The organism is Barnesiella sp. An22, from assembly GCF_963931395.1.
GTDB lineage: Bacteria > Bacteroidota > Bacteroidia > Bacteroidales > Barnesiellaceae > Barnesiella > Barnesiella merdigallinarum.
The window spans coordinates 368,617-391,703 of the sequence record NZ_OZ007014.1 but is presented as its reverse complement, the minus strand read 5'-3'; the positions used below and the strand labels follow the sequence as shown (position 1 = coordinate 391,703).

22 protein-coding genes are annotated in these 23,087 nt (G+C 51.3%); 9 read left to right on the top strand and 13 right to left on the bottom strand.

Going from position 1 to position 23,087, the window contains the following annotated elements:
- Positions 1–6: 6 nt before the first annotated feature.
- From mraY to rsmH, 5 genes are read right to left on the bottom strand one after another with little or no spacing between them, the layout of a single operon-like run.
- A complete protein-coding gene (gene mraY, locus ABGT88_RS01570) occupies positions 7–1,272 on the bottom strand; it encodes a phospho-N-acetylmuramoyl-pentapeptide-transferase (protein ID WP_258327714.1) in 1,266 nt (421 codons plus the stop codon).
- Between the two features lie 24 nt (positions 1,273–1,296).
- Positions 1,297–2,760, bottom strand: coding sequence for a UDP-N-acetylmuramoyl-L-alanyl-D-glutamate--2,6-diaminopimelate ligase (locus tag ABGT88_RS01565; RefSeq protein WP_346700036.1), 1,464 nt, complete (start codon positions 2,758–2,760; stop codon positions 1,297–1,299).
- A gap of 16 nt (positions 2,761–2,776) precedes the next feature.
- Positions 2,777–4,837 carry a penicillin-binding protein gene (locus ABGT88_RS01560; protein WP_087409360.1) on the bottom strand — a complete coding sequence of 687 codons (2,061 nt, stop codon included), beginning with the start codon at positions 4,835–4,837 and terminating at the stop codon, positions 2,777–2,779.
- Entirely contained in the window at positions 4,821–5,183 is a 363-nt protein-coding gene (locus tag ABGT88_RS01555) for an FtsL-like putative cell division protein (protein ID WP_087409359.1), read from the bottom strand. The genes ABGT88_RS01560 and ABGT88_RS01555 overlap by 17 nt, the downstream gene beginning before the upstream one ends.
- A 4-nt stretch (positions 5,184–5,187) precedes the next feature.
- Positions 5,188–6,102 carry a 16S rRNA (cytosine(1402)-N(4))-methyltransferase RsmH gene (gene rsmH, locus ABGT88_RS01550; RefSeq protein WP_258327712.1) on the bottom strand — a complete coding sequence of 305 codons (915 nt, stop codon included), beginning with the start codon at positions 6,100–6,102 and terminating at the stop codon, positions 5,188–5,190.
- A 224-nt stretch (positions 6,103–6,326) separates the two neighbouring features.
- Here rsmH and ABGT88_RS01545 point away from each other — a divergent pair, with 224 nt between their 5' ends.
- From ABGT88_RS01545 to ABGT88_RS01535, 3 genes are read left to right on the top strand one after another with little or no spacing between them, the layout of a single operon-like run.
- Entirely contained in the window at positions 6,327–7,178 is an 852-nt protein-coding gene (locus ABGT88_RS01545; protein ID WP_346700032.1) for a 1-acyl-sn-glycerol-3-phosphate acyltransferase, read from the top strand.
- Positions 7,153–8,100: a GNAT family N-acetyltransferase gene (locus ABGT88_RS01540; RefSeq protein ID WP_087409357.1), complete on the top strand. Its 948-nt coding sequence runs from the start codon at positions 7,153–7,155 to the stop codon at positions 8,098–8,100. The genes ABGT88_RS01545 and ABGT88_RS01540 overlap by 26 nt, the downstream gene beginning before the upstream one ends.
- Positions 8,101–8,147: 47 nt before the next feature.
- Entirely contained in the window at positions 8,148–9,251 is a 1,104-nt protein-coding gene (locus tag ABGT88_RS01535) for a WG repeat-containing protein (protein WP_346700030.1), read from the top strand.
- Positions 9,252–9,293: 42 nt separating this feature from the next.
- Here the strand turns inward: ABGT88_RS01535 and ABGT88_RS01530 are convergent, their stop codons facing one another.
- From ABGT88_RS01530 to ABGT88_RS01515, 4 genes are all read right to left on the bottom strand, one after another.
- Entirely contained in the window at positions 9,294–10,004 is a 711-nt protein-coding gene (locus tag ABGT88_RS01530; RefSeq protein ID WP_158096877.1) for a GIN domain-containing protein, read from the bottom strand.
- Between the two features lie 2 nt (positions 10,005–10,006).
- Positions 10,007–11,011 carry a tRNA dihydrouridine synthase DusB gene (gene dusB / locus ABGT88_RS01525; RefSeq protein ID WP_087409354.1) on the bottom strand — a complete coding sequence of 335 codons (1,005 nt, stop codon included), beginning with the start codon at positions 11,009–11,011 and terminating at the stop codon, positions 10,007–10,009.
- An 80-nt stretch (positions 11,012–11,091) separates the two neighbouring features.
- Positions 11,092–12,312, bottom strand: a complete 1,221-nt coding sequence (locus tag ABGT88_RS01520) for a pitrilysin family protein (protein WP_346700027.1) — start codon at positions 12,310–12,312, stop codon at positions 11,092–11,094.
- Positions 12,313–12,478: 166 nt separating this feature from the next.
- Positions 12,479–13,186, bottom strand: coding sequence for a hypothetical protein (locus ABGT88_RS01515; RefSeq protein ID WP_346700025.1), 708 nt, complete (start codon positions 13,184–13,186; stop codon positions 12,479–12,481).
- Positions 13,187–13,461: 275 nt separating this feature from the next.
- On the opposite strand from ABGT88_RS01515, the gene ABGT88_RS01510 reads away from it, so the two are divergent.
- The 6 genes from ABGT88_RS01510 (at position 13,462) to ABGT88_RS01485 (ending at position 17,383) form a co-directional block, all read left to right on the top strand.
- Positions 13,462–14,007 (top strand): TIGR00730 family Rossman fold protein, encoded by a 546-nt coding sequence (locus ABGT88_RS01510; RefSeq protein ID WP_087409351.1) that lies wholly within the window; start codon positions 13,462–13,464, stop codon positions 14,005–14,007.
- Positions 14,008–14,027: 20 nt separating this feature from the next.
- A complete protein-coding gene (locus ABGT88_RS01505) occupies positions 14,028–14,588 on the top strand; it encodes a cob(I)yrinic acid a,c-diamide adenosyltransferase (protein ID WP_346700023.1) in 561 nt (186 codons plus the stop codon).
- Positions 14,589–14,658: 70 nt separating this feature from the next.
- On the top strand, positions 14,659–14,880 hold the full coding sequence (locus ABGT88_RS01500) for a DUF2795 domain-containing protein (RefSeq protein ID WP_008863178.1): 222 nt from the start codon (positions 14,659–14,661) through the stop codon (positions 14,878–14,880).
- Between the two features lie 404 nt (positions 14,881–15,284).
- Positions 15,285–15,944, top strand: coding sequence for a hypothetical protein (locus tag ABGT88_RS01495; RefSeq protein WP_346700021.1), 660 nt, complete (start codon positions 15,285–15,287; stop codon positions 15,942–15,944).
- Between the two features lie 355 nt (positions 15,945–16,299).
- Positions 16,300–16,779 carry an RNA polymerase sigma factor gene (locus ABGT88_RS01490; RefSeq protein ID WP_289543015.1) on the top strand — a complete coding sequence of 160 codons (480 nt, stop codon included), beginning with the start codon at positions 16,300–16,302 and terminating at the stop codon, positions 16,777–16,779.
- 10 nt (positions 16,780–16,789) lie between these two features.
- Positions 16,790–17,383, top strand: a complete 594-nt coding sequence (locus ABGT88_RS01485; RefSeq protein WP_346700019.1) for a hypothetical protein — start codon at positions 16,790–16,792, stop codon at positions 17,381–17,383.
- Between the two features lie 242 nt (positions 17,384–17,625).
- On the opposite strand, the gene ABGT88_RS01480 is transcribed toward ABGT88_RS01485, so the two are convergent.
- From ABGT88_RS01480 to ABGT88_RS01465, 4 genes are all read right to left on the bottom strand, one after another.
- Entirely contained in the window at positions 17,626–18,441 is an 816-nt protein-coding gene (locus tag ABGT88_RS01480) for a hypothetical protein (RefSeq protein ID WP_346700017.1), read from the bottom strand.
- Entirely contained in the window at positions 18,438–19,076 is a 639-nt protein-coding gene (locus tag ABGT88_RS01475) for a DUF1963 domain-containing protein (RefSeq protein ID WP_346700015.1), read from the bottom strand. Before ABGT88_RS01475 ends, ABGT88_RS01480 begins: the two co-directional genes overlap by 4 nt.
- 71 nt (positions 19,077–19,147) lie before the next feature.
- A complete protein-coding gene (locus ABGT88_RS01470; RefSeq protein WP_346700013.1) occupies positions 19,148–20,971 on the bottom strand; it encodes a DUF262 domain-containing protein in 1,824 nt (607 codons plus the stop codon).
- Positions 20,958–22,760 (bottom strand): DUF262 domain-containing protein, encoded by a 1,803-nt coding sequence (locus ABGT88_RS01465; protein WP_346700011.1) that lies wholly within the window; start codon positions 22,758–22,760, stop codon positions 20,958–20,960. Before ABGT88_RS01465 ends, ABGT88_RS01470 begins: the two co-directional genes overlap by 14 nt.
- Between the last annotated feature and the right edge of the window lie 327 nt (positions 22,761–23,087).

The following is a 23,087-nucleotide window of genomic DNA, read 5'->3' as shown; positions in this document are numbered from 1 at the left end:
ACCTTTCTAACGCATTTTCAGCGTAATTATGGTAATAGCTGCCAGCATGAGACAGACAATCCAGAACCGAACAACGATTTTCGACTCGGGCACAGCTTGCAGCGGTTTTTGTATCAAGGCGTTGATACCCGCATTTCCCGGTTTCTGGAAATGGTGGTGCAACGGTGTCATCTTGAAGATACGGCGACCCTCGCCATACTTGCGCTTGGTTATCTTGAAGTAGGCGACCTGCATCATTACCGACAGGTCCTCGACAAAGAAGATAGCGCACAAGATGGGGATAAGCAGCTCTTTGTGTATGCACAAGGCAAAGACGGCAATGATACCGCCCAGCGTGAGGCTGCCCGTGTCGCCCATGAATACCTGGGCGGGATAAGCATTGTACCACAGGAAGCCGATAGTGGCCCCCATGAAAGCACTGGCAAACACCACCAGCTCTTCACTGCCCGGTATATACATTATATTTAAATAGGAGGCATAGGCTATGTGACCCGACAGGTAGGCCAGAATACCCAGCGTAAGCCCCATGATGGCCGAGGTGCCCGTAGCCAGACCGTCGAGACCGTCGGTCAGGTTGGCTCCGTTCGATACGGCAGTCACCACAAAAATGGTGAGCAGGATGAAGATAATCCAGCCGCCGGTCTGGGCATGCTCGCCCAGGAAGGGCACCAGGTCGGCATAATCGAGGTTATTGTTTTTGAAGAAGGGGATGGTCGTCTGGGTCGACTTGATATTCTCAGATTCGTACTTGACCACCTCGGTATCGGTACCGGGAGCCTGTACGGCCACATTTTCACGAATCACCACATCGGGACTCAGATAGAGCGTAAGTCCCACGATGAGCCCCAGCCCCACCTGACCTACAATCTTGAACCGCCCGTGCAGCCCCTCCTTGTCTTTTTTGAATACCTTGATATAGTCGTCGAGGAAACCTATGGCTCCCAGCCATACGGTGGTGATGAGCATCAGTATCATGTAGATGTTGCCCAGCCGACCCAGCAACAGACAGGGTACCAGTATGGCAATAATGATGATGATACCTCCCATCGTGGGGGTACCCTTTTTGGCCATCTGACCTTCCAGCCCCAGGTCGCGCACAATCTCGCCGATTTGCCGCAACTGCAACCGGTTGATAATGCGCCTACCGATAATCGTGGCAATGAAGAGCGACAGGATAAAAGCGGCTACCGACCGGAACGAAATGTACGAAAACAGTCGTGCACCCGGAATATCGAATATCGATTCGAGATATTGAAACAGATAGTATAGCATAGTCTCTTTATTCGCAATTAGTCGTTAAGCCTGCTCTTCGGCAAACAGTTTTTCTACCTCTTCCTTATCGTCGAAGTGGTGTTTTACCCCCTCGATTTCCTGGTAATCCTCATGCCCCTTGCCAGCCACCAGTATCACATCGCCAGGATTGGCAAACTGTGTGGCGGTGCGAATGGCTTCGCGACGGTCCACCTGGGTCAAGGTCTTGCGGCGTTGCTCGGCATCGAGCCCGGCCAGCATGTCGTTGAGAATGTCGTTGGGATTCTCGAAGCGGGGATTGTCGGAAGTGAGAATCACCCGGTCGCTCAGGTTCACCGCTTCGCGGGCCATCATGGGTCGTTTGCCCTTGTCGCGGTTGCCGCCGGCACCCACCACGGTGATGATGTGTCCCCGGTTGCCCAGCACCTCACGGATAGAGGTAAGCACATTGTTCAGCGCATCGGGGGTGTGTGCATAGTCTACGATTACGGTATATCCGCGCGACGAGTGCAGGGTCTGGAACCGCCCGGCCACAGGCACCAGCAGGCTCATCTTGCGCAACACCTCGTCGGGGTTCTGCCCCAGCAGACAGGTAGCGCCGTAGACGGCCAGCAGGTTGTAGGCATTGAACTTGCCCACGAACATCACCTCTACCGTCTTGCCGTTGATTTCGAGGGTCATGCCGTCGATACGGCTCTCGATGATCCGGGCCTTGAAGTCGGCCATCGTCCGCAACGAGTAGGTATGCTTCTCGGCCCGCGTGTTCTGCAACATCACCAGGCCCGACTTGTCGTCGATATTGGTCAAGGCAAAAGAGCCCTCGGGCAGTCCGTCGAAGAACGACTTCTTGGCCTTCAGATAGGCCTCTACCGTCTTGTGATAGTCGATGTGGTCGCGTGTCAGGTTGGTAAAGATGGCCCCGTCGAAATCGAGCCCGGCAATGCGGTGCTGGGCTGCCGAGTGCGAACTCACCTCCATGAAGGCATACTGGCAACCGGCATCGACCATCTCGCGCAACAGGCGGTGCAGATGCAACGGGTCGGGGGTGGTGTGGGTAGCGGGAACCTTCACCGTATCGATGTAGTTGCACACCGTCGAGAGGAGCCCCGCCTTGTAACCCAGCGAGCGGAACATCTCGTACAGCAGTGTGGCCGTGGTCGTCTTGCCGTTGGTACCGGTTACCCCCACCAGCGTAAGCTCGCGCGAGGGATTGCCATACCAGGCCGAAGCCAACAGACCGAAGGCTACCGCACTGTCATCGACTTTTATATACGACACCTCGCCATTCAGCTCGGTGGGAAACTCTTCACAAACAATCACCTTGGCCCCCTGTGCCATGGCCTGGGGGATAAAGGTATGACCATCGACCGACGCACCGCGCACAGCCACAAACAGGTAGCCGGGTTTTACCTGGCGGGAGTCCGACTCCACACCCGACACCTTGCTCACGGCCGCGCCCTTGCGCTCGACCACTGTAATTCCCGATAATAACTCTTCTACATTTTTCATATCATCGTATCCTTTCCTATTTCAATCTTAAAATCACCGTCGTGCCTGGCTGCAACACAGCGCCCTTGGGGATAGACTGTTCATATACCCGGCCGCGGCCCTGAATATTCACGTTCAATCCGGCATGCTCCAACAGATATAGAGCGTCGCGAGCTCCCATTCCTATCATGTCGGGCATGCTGTCGCAATCGGTTTCCATGTGGAAACAGTCGCTCACATCGCCTTGTACACCCAGTGTCTGCAACACCTCCCGAGCATCGGACAGATTGCCTTTCATCACGGCCGGAGCAAAGGTCAGAGTCGAGTCGGTAGGCAACACCCGAGGCATGTCGAGCCGTCCCATCGAGTAGAGGGTCTCGGCTATCTTCTTCAACACACCGCCACAATAGTGACCGGCCGAAGGCATGCCCGGCAGATCGGGTTTACCCAACAGAACGATACACGAGTATTGCGGTTTCTCATAGGGGAAGAATCCGCAGAAGGTGATGCGGTAGCGGCTCTCGTACCCGCTGGCACCGAGCACCCGCACCGTACCTGTTTTGCCGGCAATGCCCACTTTGGTCGAACGGGCCCGCCGCCCGGTACCGTCGTTGTCGTTTACCACGGCATAGAGCATCTTGCGCAATTCGCGAGCCGTCTCGGGCTTGCAGGCCTGTTCCCGGATGTAGCGAATGTTGAAGACCGTATCGGTCTGCCCGTTGCGCAACAGTTCTTTCACCAAACGGGGTTTCACAAACTTGCCGTCGTTGGCAATGGCATTGTACAGAGCCAACGTATAGATAGGCGGAATCTGGGTGGTATAGCCGTATGACATGCGGGTGAGGTCGACCCGGTCGCCCACATCGTTTTTCAGGTGGCGTATGACGGGACGCGCCGCACCGGGGATACCCAGGTCGAAGGGCTCCATGAACCCCACCTCGTAGATACGTTGCACAAAACGGTCGGGGTCATGCTCGTATCCTTTCAGAATAATCTCGGACAGACCGATATTCGACGAATACTTCATCGCCTCGAGAGCCGTCATCGACGCCCGTCCGTGTGTATCGGTAATCGGGCGTACCTTGCGGCCCGGCGGATAGCGGAACACGCCATTATGGCCATTGATGATGTCGTTGGGGCGCACGACCCCGTCGTCGAGGGCAATCATCATCGACAGCGGCTTGATAACCGAGCCAGGCTCGTAGCCTTGCACGGCATTGTTTACCGTCTCCAGATACTCTCCGTTGGGCAGCCGTGCCAAATTCGACATGGCCTTGATATCGCCCGTCGCCACCTCCATAACCACCGCCACGGCAAACTCGGGTTGAGTCTCTTCGATTGCCCCCAGCAGGGCCTGCTCGGTAATATCCTGTATATCTATATCGATTGTCGTCTTCACATCGAGACCTCGTTGCGGGGGTACAGCCACCCAATCGACAATACCCGAAGGAATCTGTTTCTTGATGGTCTTTCCCGGCACACCGTACAGCAGGGAGTCAAACGCCTTCTCCAGGCCGCTGCTGCCGTGAAAGGTCTCGTTCAGCCGGCCGATGGCTCGCGAAGCCATATTCCCGTAGGGTTTCTCCCGCTTGATGATTCGGGCCGAATTGAGGTAGAAGCCCGAGAACTTGGTCGGATTCCTCAGGAAGGGAAACGTCTTCATCAACTTGTAGTCCTTTCCCGTCACCTCGCTCACCAGCACATAGCCGCGTTTGCCCTGCTTGAAGGCCTGCCTCATGCTCTGCTCATAGGCGGCAGCCGTCTTTTTGGGAAAATACTTGGCCAGCATCTGGCTCAAAGCCTGCACGCTGTCGTTGAACTCCTTGGCCTTGAACTTGGGCACCGTAAAGTCGATGATGGCCCCGTAGTAGGTCATCGTCGTAGCCAGCACCTCGCCGTTCTGGGCCAGAATATCGCCACGCTCGGGCATCACGTCGAGCGATACCGAGAGCATCTGAGCCGCCTTGGCATTCCATTTATCGGCATGGATAATGCACGTATCGGCCGCCTTTTTGACAATGGCGATACTAAAGAGCAATACCCCTACAATCACCAGGGTATAGCGCAGCAATATATGATTTCTATTCCTTGTCTCCATCGGTCTGTCTCAATTTTACAGGCGGGGTATTGGGTATCTCGAGCCCCAGCCGGTTTTCGTTCACGAGCGTCACGATGCGCGAATGCCGCACAGCCCCCATATACCGGGCTGCAGCACGCACCCGATCGGTCTTGGCATTGACCAGCTCGAATTGCAAATCGCGAATGGTCTGCAACTTGGTCTGGCACACATATCGATTGGCTATCGACAAGCAGAATAGAAAAACCACCGAAGCGATAAAGCCCCAGTGCGAGCGGAAAAAGTCCAGGGAGAAGATACGCCCCTGAATCACCAGCTTCAGATATTTGATAAATCCTATTCTTTCGTTTTTTGCTTTCTTTGCCATACCTCTATACCCTCTCTGCAATTCTCAGTTTAGCACTACGCGAACGGGGATTGCGTTCGATTTCGGCTTCGTCGGGGACAATCACCTTGTGGTTGACCGCCCGGAACGGAGCCTCGATGCGGCCGAAGAAATCCTGTTCGGCACGACCCTCGACATTTCCCGTGCGTATGAAGTTCTTGACCATGCGGTCTTCGAGCGAGTGGTAGGTGAGTATCACCAGCCGTCCACCGGGAGCCAGCAGTTCGACCGACTGCTCGAGCAGCCGGCGCAGACTCTCCATCTCGCGGTTCACCTCGATGCGCAATGCCTGGAACAGTTGGGCCAGCTCTTTCTTCTCCTGCTTGCGGTTGACGCAGGGGCGCACCACCTCGAGCAGCTGCTCGGTCGTAATGATGGGCGACGCGGCCCGGGCCGAAACGATGGCCGAAGCTATGCGGCGCGCACTCTTCAACTCGCCGTAGAGAAAGAAGAGGTCGGCCAATTGCTCCTCGCTATACGTGGCCACCACCTGGGCAGCCGTCTGTAATGCCCGTTGGTTCATGCGCATGTCGAGAGGCCCTTCAAAGCGGAACGAAAACCCCCGCTCCGAATCGTCGAAGTGGTGAAACGAAACCCCCAAATCGGCCAGGATACCGTCGACTTGCTCCACACCATAATAGCGCATGAAGTTTTTCAGATACCTGAAATTACTGTGAACAAATGTAAACCGGCAATCGTCCAAACTGTTGCGCCGGGCATCCTCGTCCTGGTCCAGCGAAAAGAGTCGTCCCGCTTCGCCTAAATGTCCTAAAATGGCCCGGGAATGTCCACCTCCGCCAAAGGTCACATCGACATAGGTGCCACCGGGTTTGATGGCCAGTCCGTCGATACACTCCTCGAGAAGTGCAGGTATATGATATACAGTCGATTGCAATTCCATTTACTACTTGTCCTCCAACTTCACATTTTTGCAGGGTAAAGATAGGCATTAATCCCTAATCCCGCAGTGCTCTTTTTCACTTTTTTCGCTATTTTTTTTCATCTAAAGTCCAAAAATTTCCGGGCATTAACTCGACGACTTCTATCATTCCGTAATAAAAGCCCTGTTCATATCTGTAAAAATAAAAAAATGGTGTATTTTTGTACACACTTTTTATGAATGTCATGAGTTCCGAACCTCTGAAAATCGATATTGAGAAGGTAGTCAGAGAGAAAACGCCCAAATATGCGAAACGGATTCCGGGTTTTCTCTTCCGTTATCTCAAGCGCACTATCCATCAGGACGAGATAAACTACGTACTCAGCACTTACAAGGAGAGCACCGGCGTGCAGTTTGCCGACGACCTGCTCGATTACATAAACGTGCACGCCCGCGTCTTCGGCATCGAGAATATTCCGGCCGAAGGGCGTTTCATTTTTGCCTCGAATCACCCGCTGGGAGCGCTCGACGGAGTGACGCTCATCCGATTCTTCGGACATTATTACAACGGGAAAATCAAATTTCTCGTCAACGACCTGTTGATGAATATCAAACCGTTGGCTCCCGTATTCCTGCCCATCAACAAGTACGGCTCCCAGGCCAAGGAGTCGAGCGTGCAGATAAACAAAGCCTACGATTCCGACGAACAGATGCTCATCTTCCCCGCCGGCTTGTGCTCGCGCCTGCAACACGGCAAGATATGCGACCTGGAGTGGAAAAAGACCTTCATCGCCAAAGCCATCCAATCGCAGCGCGATGTAATACCCATTTTTTTCGAAGGTCAGAATTCAGCCTTTTTTTATCGATTTGCTAAAATACGTAAATCTCTCGGCATAAAATTTAATATAGAATTGATATATTTGCCCGACGAAATGTTTAGCAGTAAAAACAAGACTTTCAACATCTACATCGGCAAACCTATTCCCTGGCAGACATTCGACAAGTCCAAGAGTCTTCAAGAGTGGGCCCAGATTGTAAAACAACAAGTCTATCAGATTAAAAAACAACAACATGGAACCGATTATCGCGCCTGTTGACAAAGAACTCATCAAGTCGGAACTGACCCCCGACCGATTTATGCGGGATACCCGCAAGGGCGGAAACAAAATATACATTGTCGATTGTAACAACGCACCCAATACCATGCGCGAAATAGGAAGACTGCGCGAAATCGCCTTCCGTTTTCCCGGCGGCGGCACCGGGCTCGCCCTCGACATCGACCAGTTCGATACGATGGACCCGCCCTGCCAGCAGCTTATCGTATGGAACCCCGATGCCGAAGAGATCATAGGCGGCTACCGCTTCATCCTGGGCGAGAACATCCGTACCGATGAGCAGGGCCGGCCCCGCATCGCCACCTCGCACCTCTTCGACTTCTCCGACAAGTTCCTGCACGAATACCTGCCTCGCACCATCGAGCTGGGACGCTCGTTCGTTACGCTCGAATACCAGTCGTCGCGTGCCGGAGCCAAGGGCCTCTTTGCCCTCGACAACCTGTGGGACGGTCTGGGTGCCCTCACGGTCGACTATCCGCAAATCGAATATTTCTTCGGAAAGGTGACCATGTACCCCACCTACTCGCACGAGGGGCGCAACATGATTCTCTACTTCCTGAACAAGCACTTCCCCGACCCCGAGCATCTGGTGTGGCCGCGGTACCCGCTGCAAACCAATACCGACGAGGAGAAGATGAGCCGGCTCTTCATTCACGACGACTTCAAGGAGGATTACAAGATACTGAACCAGGAGGTACGCAAACTCGGGTACAACATTCCTCCGCTGGTCAACGCCTACATGGGACTCTCGCCCACAATGAAGATGTTTGGCACAGCCATCAACGACGAGTTCGGCAACGTAGAGGAGTCGGGTATCCTCATCGCTATCAAGGATATCATTGCGGAGAAACGAAGCCGATACATCGAAACTTACGACAAACTGCCTCCGATAAAAATTTCGTAGCGGAACGGTTCCGCCCTTTTTATCGGGTGAATAAATAGATATTCGCCATGAAACCGAGCGCTCTACTGCCCGCGGCACTTGTGCTTCTGTTCGGCCAGTGCGGCGGAAACGAATCGTATATCCTCACCGAAACCGACTACATGCCGGCTTTCGCCGGCGACTCCTGCCTCTACATCGACCGCGACGACGACCTGAGCTTTGCCGGCCCCTACACCGACGCCTCGCTCTTCTACGACGACATGGCGCTGGTGTGCAACCGGGCCGACGACAAGTGGGGGTACATCGACGACGCGGGCGAACTCATCTACCCGGCCGTCTACAAAGAGGCAACCATATTCCACGAGAACCGCGCCTGGGTGGTACGCCCCGACGAGGCCCCCTGTGCCATCGACACCAAGGGGCGCCTGCAACTCACCCTCACCCGGGCCTCCCGGGCGATGATCTTCTGCGAGGGGATGGCCGCCTTTGCCCAAAAGGGGAAACGGGGCGAGCGATGGGGATTTATCGACAAGAGTGGAAACACGGTGGTCAAACCCGCCTATCGGCAGGTGAAGCCCTTTACCCAGGGACTGGCCGCAGTCCAGAACGAGGAGGGAATGTGGGGATACATCGACGCCCAGGGCGTAGAGACGATAGCCCCCCGGTACGAAACGGCCGAATCGTTCTCGACTCACCGACAGGCTGTCGTGCAGGTAAAGCCCGGCACCTTCCGGGTCATCGGCATGCAGGGCGACTCCATCTGGCAAACCGAGTGTGAAAACCTGGTTTCAGACGGTACCCTCTTCCGCATCCAAAAGGCGGGGAAATGGGGCTGGTGCGACGCCAGCGGCAAAGAGGTTATCGCCCCCGCCTTCGACGACAGCCGCGCCTTCGGCTCGGCCGAACTGGCTCCGGTGAAGTTGCAAGGGAAATGGGGATACATCGACCGCCACGGCAAGTGGAAGATAAAGCGGCAGTTTGCCGAAGCCTTCCCCTTCTTCGATGGGTTGGCTCTGGTACAGGCCGGCACCGTATACGGGTTTGTCGACACCGACGGCCGCTACCGCATCAATCCGCAATACGACCGCATATCGGCCGATTACATGCAGCAGGCTCTGGGCGCCGGCAGTGCCTTCACCACCGTAGCCAGCGACCACGCCCGATACAAATAAGTTACAAAGGAGAGACTCCCCCTTCCAGGGGAGCGAAGGAAATTAAAGCCCCTCGAGCGAGCGGACCGAGAGTTCGCCCAGCGAGTTCTTCTTGATTTCGGGGGTTCCCCGGTAATAGACCTCGCCGTTGCCCGTAGCCCAGGCTGTCAGTTTCTTCTGGGCATGACACCCGATTACACCGTTGCCCGTAATGCGGCAACTCACGTCGCGAGCCACCAGACCGTCGGCCTCGATTTGTCCCGTGCCGGTTACCGAGAGCTCGGCCTCCCGGCATTTACCGGCCAGCACCACCTTGCCGCTGCCGGTCAGCACCGATGCCTTCACAATACCGTAATCGATGTGACGCCCGGCAATCAAGCCATTGCCTATCACCTTGGCCTGGAAGGCTGCCCCCGAAACGGGCGATGTAATCTGCACCGAACCTATGCCGTTGTTCTCGACATACTCCAGCGCCGTAGAGTAGACGATAATCGAGCCCTGCATCTGCTCCTTGTCGCGCGGGCCCTTGTATTTGATGGTGAGCTGCCCCTTCTTCGAGACACACTCGATATTCTCTATATCGTCGGTAGCCGCCATGACCACAATCACCCCGGCCGAGTCGGCATTCTGCCGGTACGACACGTCGAAGTTGTTGTACACCTTCATCTTGTAGAAATCGTCGACCGCGAGTTGTTTCACCGAGGTCTCTACCGTCTGAGCCTGCATCCCCACAACCGAGAGGAGGCAAACGGCCCACATCCCTATCTTCTTCATACTCATTTCTCGTTTATAACTTGGTTGGGTAATATCTCATATTCTATCTTGTCGAGGATAGCCGTGAGCGCCTCTACGGTATCGGCCTGCAACATGGCGATACGGGTCTCCCTGAAGTTGGGGATTCCCTTGAACAGAGGCGTGGCGGCCAGATGCCGACGGATGTGCAGGATGCCCCGATGCTCGTCGAGCCGGGCCACACTCTCGAGCATCTGCCGGCGCAGGGCCGACATCTTCTCGTGAATCGTGAGCGGCGGCAGCTCCTCGCCGGTGAGCAGGTAGTGCTTCATCTCCTTGAAAATCCAGGGGCAACCGAAACTGGCCCGCCCCACCATCACGGCATCGACCCCGTAGCGGTCGAACTTCTCCTTGGCTATCTGCGGAGTGGTCACATCGCCATTCCCGATGATGGGAATGTGCATGCGGGGGTTGTTCTTCACCTCGCCGATGAGCGTCCAGTCGGCCTCGCCGGTATACATCTGACTGCGGGTGCGCCCGTGTATGGTGAGGGCGGCGATACCGCAGTCCTGCAACTGCTCGGCCAGCTCGACAATAATGCGCGACTCCTGGTCCCACCCCAGACGGGTCTTCACCGTGACGGGTATCTTCACGGCATCGACTACGGCCCGGGTAATCTTCAGCATCAGCGGTACATCCCGCAACATGCCGGCCCCGGCACCCTTGCCGGCCACCTTCTTCACCGGGCAGCCGAAGTTGATGTCGAGCACGTCGGGGTGAGCCTCCTCGCACATGCGGGCGGCCTCGACCATCGCATCGACAAAGCGGCCGTAAATCTGGATGGCCACCGGGCGCTCCTCGTCGTGTATGTTCAGTTTGCGGGTAGTGCTGTTGATATTGCGCACCAGCGCATCGCTCGACACAAACTCCGTATAGACCATATCGGCCCCGAACTCCTTGCACATGAGGCGGAACGACTCGTCCGTCACATCTTCCATCGGGGCCAGAAACAGCGGATACCGGCCAAAATCGAGATTACCTATTTTCATGTCTGCATCTGATTGACAAGACGAATATACAAAAAACTATCTGCCTCGTCGCTATATAGTTATAAAAATTAACAATTATTCTATTCGTAAATTAACATAGACAACCTTTCTTCGGCCAGCAGCTCATTGGCCACGGCCATCAAGTCGTCGGCCGTAATCTGCTCGACCCGTCGGGCAACCTCCTCCAGCGAGTCGAACCGGCCGTAGCGCAGGAAACTCTTGCCCAGAGCCAGGGCCACATTCTCCGAGTTGTCGGTCGATACCTCGAGCTGCCCGATGAACTGCCGCTTGGCCGAGGCCAGCTTCGAAGCCGAAAGCCGCTGTTCGCGCAACCGCTTCAACTCGCGACGCACCAGGTCGATGCAACGGCGGGTATCGTGATGGTCGGTACCGAAATAGATAGTAAACAGGCCGGTATCGGTATACGAGGTCACCAACGACTCTACCGTATAGACATAGCCCCGCTTCTCGCGCAAGCTCACATTCAGCAGGCTGTTCATGCCGGGGCCGCCCAGCAGATTGTTCAACAGCAGCAGGGCGCGGCGGCGCGGGTCGTGCAGGTCGTAGGCCCGGGCCCCGATGATGACGTGCGACTGGTGCGTATCCCGGTTGATGGTGCGCGTGAAAGCCGGCACCGGGTGGGGCAACTGGCGATTCATCGGTGCCGTGGGACGGGTGAGCCCGCCCAGATAGCGCTCGGCCAGAGCCTTCACCCGGGCAAAGGGAGTAGCCCCCATCGAGAAGAACACCATGTTGCCGGGGGTATAATGGTCGGTGAGGAACTGCCGGGCCACCGCCGACGTCATGCGGTTGAGCGACTCGGCCGAACCAAGAATGTTGCGACCCAGCGCACACCCCTCGAAGAGCAGCGACTCAAACTCGTCGTATATCAGCTCGGTAGGGGTATCGAGGTAGAGATCGATTTCATCGGCCACCACCTCTCGCTCCTTGTTCAACTCCCGCTCGGGGAACTGCGAGTTGGCCACCAGGTCGCCCAGCAGCTCCATGGCCCGGGGCAGATGCACGCCCGGGAAAATCGAGTAGACCACCGTCTCCTCCTTGGCCGTGTAGGCATTCAGCTCGCCCCCCACCACCTCCATGCGGTTGAGGATATGCGACGCACGCCGGTGGGTCGTACCCTTGAACAACGTATGCTCCACGAAATGGGCCAACCCGTCGTAGGCCTCCTCGTCGCGGGTACCGGCATTGACCGTAAAGCCGCAATACGAAACGGCCGACTGCGTGGGCCGGTGTATGAGCCGCAGGCCGTTGGACAAGGTGCAAATCTGATATTCTTCCATAAATAAACCGTCCTCTGTTAGGAACTGCAAAAATACGACATTCCCGCCCGTTCCACAAAAAACGGCGATATTATTCTGCCCCTATACAGGTGAACCCTCTTTCCGTATTCTTTTTTGAATAAGAAAGACAAGAAACTGTTCGTAGGAAGGGATTTATCATCAACCTTCAAAAGTGATGAAACGCATAACCGATTGACAGGAAGATGCTCTGGCTCAACTCTCTCTTGGGCACATAGAACTTCTGCCCGTTGTCCAGCATAATATTCCTCCGCCCGGAATAATAGTCGAGATTCGAGACAGAATACCCGCCCCTGAATATAAAACGACCAATGCCAAAATTGATCGAGGCCCGGGCATTCCAGTAGAACCACTGGAGCCCCTTATTGGGAAATGTGCGGTAATCTACGGTCTGGCTGACGGCTCCCGAAAACTGCTTGATTTCATAGGTCAAAGAGTTTCGGAACGGACACGCCAGACTGAGCCCCGGCTCGGCCTGAACCCAAAGACGACAGTCGTTATCCGCACTCGCCCAGATAGCAGGAGATTTAATGACCAACGACGGCTTCAATATCAGCCATCCGATGTTTCGCTCATTGTCGGCAAGCTCGGCTTCATGCCCGTCAATCACAGTCTGACGGCTCGGTTGATTGTATTGGCTGGTCAATTCCAGTCCAAGTGACACGCCCAGATACTTATGGAAAAGCCAGCTGACGGAAGGCTCCAATTGCCAGGCCGGTTCATTATTCAGGTACAGCCCCCCGTACAAATCGGCCGTAAAAGCCGAAGCCTCGTCTTGCGCATACACCCCTGCAGGTCCACAGCACCATACGGAAACAAATAAAAGCGTCAAATACCGGCTCAATCTCATAACCATTATATCCAACTCGTTCTGGAATCATCTGTGGCAAATATATGCAAATCCTGGATTTTCCCCACACCTTGTAGCGCAATTTATAATCTCGCCTCTTACTCTCGTTCATAGAACAAGAGGCCATATATCGAAAATTTCATTTTCTATTTGTCTCGATAGCCACCTTTCACTATCTTTGGATAAGATAGGACGCAGTTCGGCATAGTCAAATTTGAAAACATGGTTTTCATTTGCCTCTGCACTCACCTTTCACTATCTTTGAAAAAACAAACGACACTATGCAAAGCATTACCGTATTTTGCTCGGCCTCCGATGCCATCGCCCCCGACTACAAGCACGAGGCCGAGGTGCTGGGCCAATGGATAGGGACCCACGGCTACCGGCTGGTCTACGGCGGGGCCAATGGCGGACTCATGGAGATTGTGGCCCGGTGCGCCCGCAACAACGGCAGCCCCGTGCTGGGCATCATCACCAGCCACATCGCCCACCTGGGACGGTCGAGCCAGCAACCTACCGAGCTCATCACCACCGACGACATGGGCGACCGCAAGCGGCGCCTCATCGAGCAGGGCGACATCATCGTGGCTCTGCCCGGCGGCATCGGCACCATCGACGAACTCTTCGACGCCATCACCACCAAGATGCTCGGTCACCACGACAAGCCCATCGTCATCTGCAACACACAGGGCATATTCGAACCCCTCGTGCAACAGCTCGACCTGCTGCGCCGGCAAGGCTTCCTGCGATACGACCGCCCCGACCTCTACCAGGTCGTGCCCGACGCCCGCGCCTGCTGCGAACTACTGGAGCAACAAAACCGTTAATAACCCAAACTGACAGCGATATGAAAAAAAGCAACCTCTACACCCTCACCGGCGACAAAGGAACCACCTCGCTGGTGGGCGGACTGCGCATCTCGAAAAACGACCCGCGGCTCGAAGCCTACGGCACCATCGACGAACTCAACGCCCACATCGGCCTGCTGCGCCAGATGGGCAACGACCCCGACGACGACGCCCTGCTCCTCTTCATACAGAACAAACTCTTTGTCGTAGGCTCCTACCTGGCCACCGACACCTCGTTCACCCAACTGCGCGATGCCAGCCGACTGCACCCCGCCGACATCGAGCGCATCGAAAACCGCATCGACACCCTCGATGCCACCGTGCCGCCGCTCCACGCCTTCCTGCTGCCCGGCGGGACAGCCGCCGCCGCTCAAGCCCACGTGTGCCGCACCGTATGCCGCCGGGCCGAACGCCGCATCTGCCAGGTTGCCCAAGAGGTTCTGGTCGACGAAAACATCCTGAAATTTGTCAATCGCCTCTCCGACTACTTCTTCGTTTTAGCGCGATTTAACAATTATGTCAAAAAACAGGACGAAATTTTCTGGAATAAAGATTGCTAATGAAAATAAATGAGCTATTTTTGCGAACATTTTATAGAAAGACATATCAACAAGTTAAAAATTTAACACTATGTACTGGACATTGGAATTAGCATCGAAACTCGAAGACGCACCTTGGCCTGCAACAAAAGAGGAGTTGATCGACTACGCTATGCGTTCCGGGGCACCTCTTGAAGTTATCGAAAACTTGCAGGAGATGGAAGACGAAGGGGAGACCTATGAATGTATCGAAGATATTTGGCCCGACTACCCCAGCAAAGAAGACTTCTTCTTCAACGAAGAAGAATATTGATGCTCTTCGAATAGATTGAACGATTACATATCAGCGCGACAGACAACGAAAATTTGTTTGTCGCGCTGATAGTTTTATATGGGAACCATAGAAAAGGACTTATATAAGTTCCTCTATGTAATTGTTGTATATTATATTTACTTGAGTCTTTCTACATTTATGTGTAAATTTGCACATAAATGTAAAACTCTTCTATAGAAAAGAACGTATATAAAAATAGAATTACCGTTGTTTTGGCCGAGAAGATGATTACAAATACATATTTGGCTGAATAGCTTGGAGTGTCAAAGATGACAATAAGTCGATGGTGTACCAATGCTACACAACCATGGCTCTGAATCAAAAACAGATTATTGTGGTAAATCTATTAAAAATAATATCAACCTTAAATTAGTGTAAAGTTTATGGGAAATATCAATGACGGATTTATAGTATCATTTTGGGAGAGAATATTTCGAGGATTAAGTTATGTGTCTTTATTTGCTCTTGTTTCTTTTTTAAGAAAAGAATATTTCAATAAGATTATCCCCAAAAAGGTTGACAATTATAAGTTTGTAGAATATTGGGTCTTGGGAAATCTTTTATGTTCGGTATGTTCATCTTTAGTAGTATATTATTATTCTTGCTCATGGTTGGCTATTCTTTTATCTCTATACGGCATTTTTAGAATTTTTGAGATAGTGGTATATCAAATTAATGTAATGCTTTTTGATCCATACCGTGCATTAAAAGAAAAACGTAAATATGTAATCAAGTCACCAACAAGATTGGTGTTGTTATTAATGCATAATTATGTTGAGATTGTTTTTTGGTTTACTACAACGGTTATATCTTTTTTAAGCATAGATGATATGCTTAAAAATTCTTGGACATACTATTTACAGATGAATTTTATATGTATAACTACTTTTGATACATCTGAGATGTTGCATAACATTAAACAAGAGAACATTTTTCTTTTATTTGCTTTTTTAGAGTCGGTTGTTGGTTTTTTGATGACTGTGATTTCTTTGGCTAGATTCATCGGTTTACTACCTAGTGTAAAAAGTATAGATGATATTTAACATAGGTAGTTAAATGAAATATTGACAAGTTATATTAGAGCCTTGAGTTTGTTTGTCTAATGTTTATTTTAATAGCCTTTGACCGTCTCAGACGGTGCGGTTTGTTTGTGCAAATTTCATTGATTGCTACGTAATATATTGATAATCAATATGAATAAATTTCTTCAACGAGGAAGAATATTGATGCGTTCTTAAGCGCAAGATAACAAATAAATCCCTGTTAATCGAACAGATTAGCAGGGATTTATTTGTTTATCCAAACGTGTTTGATAGCCTCAAACGACGAAAATATAACCGATGATTTATAGTTTTTCAGATACTTTGTTGTCTAATAGGGTAGAAATCTGAAATCATGATGGAACAGAAGGAACAGCAATTCACCCGATTGGTAGAGCAGCACAAGACCGTTATCTATACCGTCTGCTATATGTTTTCCGGAAGCAGAGAGGAGGCGGAAGACCTTTTTCAAGATGTGCTGGTCAGGCTCTGGAAAGGATATGACACATTCCGCGGAGAGTCAGATGCCAGAACCTGGATCTACCGTGTAAGCCTCAACACCTGCATTAACGGGCAGAAAAGGAAAAGAAAGGGAATCAAACATATCCCGTTAAGCATCGATGTCGATTTCTTTGAAGAAATAAGCGACAGGACCCTGCAAGTAAGACGTCTGTATGACAGGATAAACCGCCTCGGACTGGTTGACCGTGCTCTGATTCTCCTGTGGCTTGAAGGATTGTCTTATGAAGAAATCGGGGCGGTCATAGGCATTTCCGTAAAGAATGTCTCCTTCCAACTCTACAGGATTAAAGAGGAACTTAAGAAAATGAACAATTAAGTAAAAGGCTATGCAGAACGACAATTTATCCATGTATGATGAACTCCGGCAAATGAAGTCGGACTATGACTATCTCAAGGCAGATATGGACAAACAGTTGATTATCAACCGGCAACTTATGGAACTGGTTTTGCGGAACCATGTCGATGTGCTGGATTCAAACAGGAGAACCACCTTGGCCGGTGTAAGTGCTGCGATACTGATTATATTGGCAGCCTCCTATATCAAGGGACTTGACATGAGCCTCGCCGGCATGCTTGCAGCATTCTATGTACTTCTGCTGCTGGGTTATGTATTCATATACCACAAACTCGGGAAAATAGAATACGGCGCAGATGACCTGCTCTCGACGGTAACCCGATTACGGAAATTCAAACGGAACTACATGATTGTCAATACAGTCTCGTGGGTTCTGGCGATAGGTCTCATGTGCTTCATATTTCCGGCAATCTACAACACATTCCGCGTCCCGGAGCGGGGCATCGCTGCCATCACCTTCATGTGCGTGGCTATCTTTGCCGGTATCTGTATCCAGTATTTCATTGACCGGAAAGTGCTCAGGGCTTGCGACAACATCATCAAACAGTTGAAGGTCAAGCCATAAAAGAGCACATCTTTCGATAGACAATAATCGAGTAGAGGGCAAACAACTTAGTTTGCCTTCTACTCTCCCAGAATAGCATGGTATCTGTTTGCTTCCTCATCCCTACTCCCTCTCAGACTGTGCGGTTTGTTTGTCGCGCCGGTGGTTTTAAAGCGATGGCTTATTGCAAAAGATATTGCCTATCATATCGCTTATAAACATGAGAAGAAATAGATAAAACTATATCCAACTAATCGGGTCGGCTACACATACGGGTGATGCCGCGAGTCGTCTACCTCGTGATAGTCGCGCAACCAGGCCAAGGCCTCGGCCGAGCCCAGGTCGGCGGCATGCTCCATATAGCGGGCCACAATCTCGAGCATCTCGGGCTGCTGCTCTTCGATAGAGTCGGCCACCCGGAGTGCGGCCTCGGCATCGCCGGCGCTGGCGGTCAGGTCCTGGGTATCGACAATGAACTTCACGGGTTTGTTCTCCAGGTCGTCCCATTCGTAGACGATGGTCGAGAAGGAGCACAATTCATACGTCTCCTCACCCGACACGACAGGCTCTCCCCCCAAGACAACCATAATTCGCTCGGAGGCGCTGAGCATAACCCTGTCGTCGCCGGCAAATTCAACCCGCGTATCCAACCAAGGAATCTGGCTGCCGTCTACACGAGGACGGACAGTCCCGAGATGAGCTCCGGCCACAATGTCTTCGCGTTGGAACACCATGGTAGCCCCCTCGTGCTTGACGGTCAAGATGTCCCAGGTGGGCATATACTTGGGGACCAAACTTATGAACACCTTGCACGAAGCATAACTCAACCCGATTGAGCCCGATTCCCATTGGGCGTGTTCATATGCCGAATATTTGCACGAGCCATACTCGCTCGTAATCTGCACCGCCGCCCCCTCGTCTACGATCTGTACACGGATAGCCTTGACAAAATCGCCATAACTCTCCGGGAAAAGAGCATTCACATAGATGCCCCGGTCTACGGCGTCGGGCGAAACACTGTAATGGTCGCGCGAAACAGTGCCCAACGCATCGGTCTCAAGAGTAACAAACAGTATCATGTGGATAAAATTAAGGTTCTTACATTCGAAAAATCGTTCCGTTCGAGGGCCTCACACTCAATCAGGAAACACAAGACACCCCAGTCGATGAAATTATAAGAATAGTCTGCTCCCGACATCGAGTCCATCATCAAGAGCAGTTGCCACCCTTCGCAAGGGCTCGGCCAGTCTTCCCACTCCAGATGATCGGTTCGCCCGAACAGCTGCAGCTCGGGCTCGGCCAACGTCGGTTTATCCCGATTGAACGTCAAGCCGATGGACTTCGGCTCGTCCTGTTCGAAAAAGTATTCGCGGCAACTCACCAGTGTACCCATCTTCTCGGCCGGCACATAGACCACCCGGCAGACCCGGTTGTCCGAAATATCCGAGCCAATCGACGGCTCGTCCCAATGGCCGCCATAGTAGGCAATATCGGCAAAAAAGAGCAGAAGCCCCTTCTGCGCCGGCTGCAACGGGAGCTCCGACAGATTGATCTGGCAGACCAGAGTCAACGCATACGACTCTCCGCCCTCCTCGATTTGCGGAATCTCCATATCGGGCGGCAGGTCGGGATAGCCGAACCAGTGGCTGCTGCCCACCGGCGGGTTTTCAACCGCCTCGCCCAAATGAATATAGACAGGTGATTTTGTTTTCATACTATCCAATTTACGATGTTAAACACAAGTCTGCTACCGCCCCATATGGGTACTACGGTCTTGATTTTTTGTTAGCCAGCGGCTTCGATACTCTCCTTCAATATTTTCATCATCTTGCGTTCATGCAATCGCATGGTTTCCACGGTCCACTCCTGGTCGGAACATTTGGCTTCGAGATACATAAGATACAGTTTGATACTTTGCAGGTTACGGCTGTTGACCTGGACCTCCAGATTGGCAAACTTTACATGCACCGGCAGATTGCTTTGTGCAGAATTGAAACTCTGCGAAATCATAGCCAGGTTTCCCAATGAGTTAATGTCGTGCCAAGACCATTTGTCGTTATAATTTTCATTTTGTGGATGCAGATGTTCGATAGAGCGATTCTGACGAAACTCGTATTGCCGAACAGACTCTGCATCAAGATTTGAAAATCCCAACGCGTCTTTGCCCTCGAGCAGCACCTTCTCCCACAAAGCATAATCGAGCCGCCACAGCCAATACCGAGGCTTGGCCTCGTAACCCAATTCCGATACATCAGGGCATTGTCCTTGATGATTCAACTCTTTATCCAGGTTCATCAAAAAAGCAAGCAACTCTGCCTGTCCGGGTTCATGATCGAGCCCTGCAACATACTTCAACAAGGGTAATATCCAGCGATGAGGCTCGGTAGAGACATCGAACATCGATTCGAATTGTTTTAACCGTTCATGCTCATGATAGAGATTTTCTTCGTCTTTAACCATGAGTTTGTGATAGCCCGATGAGGAAGAGTATTTCATTCTCACCACATATAAATCCATCAAAAGCCGATAAAGAACAAGTTGCTGATAAAAGCGGGGAACACACGTCAAGGGATTATCTCTGAAAGTATCGAGCAACTTCGAGGGGTGAATCCGGGCTATGCGGTCTTCATTCAGGTGGATAGCCAAAATCATCAGCAAAAACTGAGGGAACGAGATAATCGCATCTTCCCTATCGTCGTAGGAGGGTTTCCCGAAATCCCTTTTCTCTACTCTTACTTCGGCAATAGACTTGGATCCACGGGAATCCCGCTCATTTGTCTTGGAACATAAGTTGCGTATCAGACCGTCGAAATCGCCTTCACGGCACATGGATATAGCCTCTTTATATCTCCGGATTTGCTCTCCACGGTCGATTTTCTCCGATTCCTTAATCAATGGCAACTCGAAGTTCGACACCGTGTTCCAAAGGCGGGTAAAGCGCAATTTATCATTATCATCTTGACCACGCAACAAATCGACTTTGAGAATCTCATGTTGCTCAAGCGACTTGCCGCTCGAGTTCATTGCCTCGAAATATTCGTTCAAAGAAGCCGGTGACGCAACATAGTGGCCTGGCAGTTCGGTAACAAACAGCGTCAGATTACGATATACCCGACTGGCAAACAAGTCGAGAGCGCCCTCCTCACTGAAATGTTTTCTCAGATATTCCTCGATACAAGAGAGCCCATTCTCCATATTGATATTCCGATAGGTCGAAGGCTTACGATCCGCGAGGTATTTTAAGAATTCACGGTCCTGGCTCCGGCCTTTGAAATACAACCGGTTGGAATCATCAAAAAACGCAATCCACTCTTCAGTCGAATCGGTCCTGCCACTGAGCAAGAACCCGATGGAGAGCAACATCAGTACCGTTATACGCTGCTGCCCGTCAATAAGGTCCCATCGATCTTCCCGACCTTCCCGGTGCACAACCGTAATCATTCCCAAATAATAGGGCTTGTCCGGATTCTTGCCAAAATGAGACCGCAAATCATCCAACAACTGCTCTACCTGAGAAGTCGGCCACGTAAACAGTCTTTGATATAGAGGGATACAGAACCGAATGTTTTCCCCGGCAATAAGTTTCGGTGTTATCTTATTGTATACCATACTCTTCTATAATTTTATTTCTTATCGTCGTATCCGAAACCAAGGGCAAAGCATAATCCCAGATATTTCTAAGGGCCACATACATGCCCCACTTCACCCCTTTGGTTTCCGGCAGATATAGTCCACTGTTTATCTGGAACTTGTTTTCACTGGCTGCAAGAGCTTCGGCCAAAAAGAATGTAGGAGAAGAGGCTTGGTCGATCATAAGCAGGAATTCACTATTCATGGCCCAATCTCTCACCCCGGATCCGTTAGTCGAAACCCTGTCCGAATTGTACCGATATAAAGCCATCATTTGAGAAAAACAAAAGAATGCTTCGGCCAGATAGGAACGACCAAACTTAAGATAATACCCAAATAGCAATGTTTCCAAGGTATCGACAAATATTTCGTAAGGGCCGCTGGACAGCTGATTCCATACTTTCTGAACAAGCGGGTCCCGCACAAAATCTTCATAGCGTTGGATGAAGGTCTCTACATACATAAAGAAATGGGTGCCCCCTTGTATCTTTTCATAAAAATCGAGCTGTTCACCAAACGGTGGAATATCGGGCATCGAGGGTGCAGCCTGGTATTCATGCTGTATATACCGGTAACTATTCTCGGCCGATACCCTTTTGCGCATCCACCGCCTTAACCGGTATATATGTATCCCGATAGTACGGAACAAGGCGTTACTATCGTGATATACAGGAGGAAGTTGCAATATCTTGTTCCACTTGACAGCCACATGCTCGGCCTGCTTTTCGTCAGCAATAAATCGTAAATGATGAGCCTTCAGCAGGTCAAAATCGGTCAATGGCACGCCCTTTGAGTTTTGATTCGAAAAGAAGGTATATGCAAGATCCAGATTAGCCTCACTGACTACAAGCACGGCAAACGAAACCTGACGGGCTATCTTGTCGAGCAGAGCTTCACGATTCTTGCATGACTGTACCAGAATCTTCACTACATATTTACAGTTAGCTATGTGGTCTTGAGCCTCTGCCGACTCGTACGATTCGTTCAGCAGCGGCAAATAATCGTCATAGCCCAAAGCCAGAAGAATAAGGGTAAGCGTTATCAACCGTTGCTGGCCATCAATAATATCATAATGCTGCTGGTTATCGTGGAGAATAACAGTTCCCAAGTGAAATGGATTATCCGGTTCTATCTTCAGGAGACTGTTCCATAAATCGGTGATATTTCTATCTTCCCAACAATAGTCACGCTGATAGTCGGGAAGAGACAGGTCGAGTTTCATAACCTCGGCCAGATTCATGATCCTCACCGAAACGTCCTCCCCTCGTTCTATTAACGCTACATGTCCGGTCTCTTGTTTGGGATACGACAATAGCTCTAACTTGATTTCACGATTGGCCATAAGCGATTTCGCCAACAAAGGTTCCACCAGGCAACTCAATTCCTGGTAACTCTTCAGCAAAGAATCCAGGCTATCGATACGACAGTCTTTAAGCCAGAAAGATTCAAGTTGTGGATTCCACTCGACACCCTGGTCCAAAAGACCATGCATCAACGATATACCCATATCCCTATACAAACGGCACTGCTCATCATTGTTCGGGTCAGGCTCCAAATGAAATTCAAGTCTACCCACCCTATTCTGTACATAATATTCGAAATGAATACCCGGTAAAAAATTCGCAGGCGTAAATTGTATATAATAGTGATGATAATAACGAGCATTCCCCCAATACTGAATCTTCCCAACCACTACACCGGGAAATTCCTCATCGAACCTATTTCTCAAGTTCTCAAGAAAATTTGCTTCAGGATACTTCAGATTCAAAATCGACATGATTATAAAATTAAGGTTTTATCCATAGATGATTCAACAGTCAGACTTCCGCCGTTTTTTCCGGTCTTGTGCCCCCGCTATTCAAATAATTTTATGGTTGTTAAATATAAGTCTAATCGTCACCATTATCTCTCTTACAACAGTTAAATACGGTTAACAAAAGCCATATTGCCCACTTTTCCATCACCCCTTTCTCCAATTCATGCACTCCCAATACACCTCTACCACCCCTATCTACACCACATATATCAGAAAAGAAATGCCGCATCATAATATACCTGTTCCCATTTTTCCCCAACCGATGCGTGGGGAATAAAA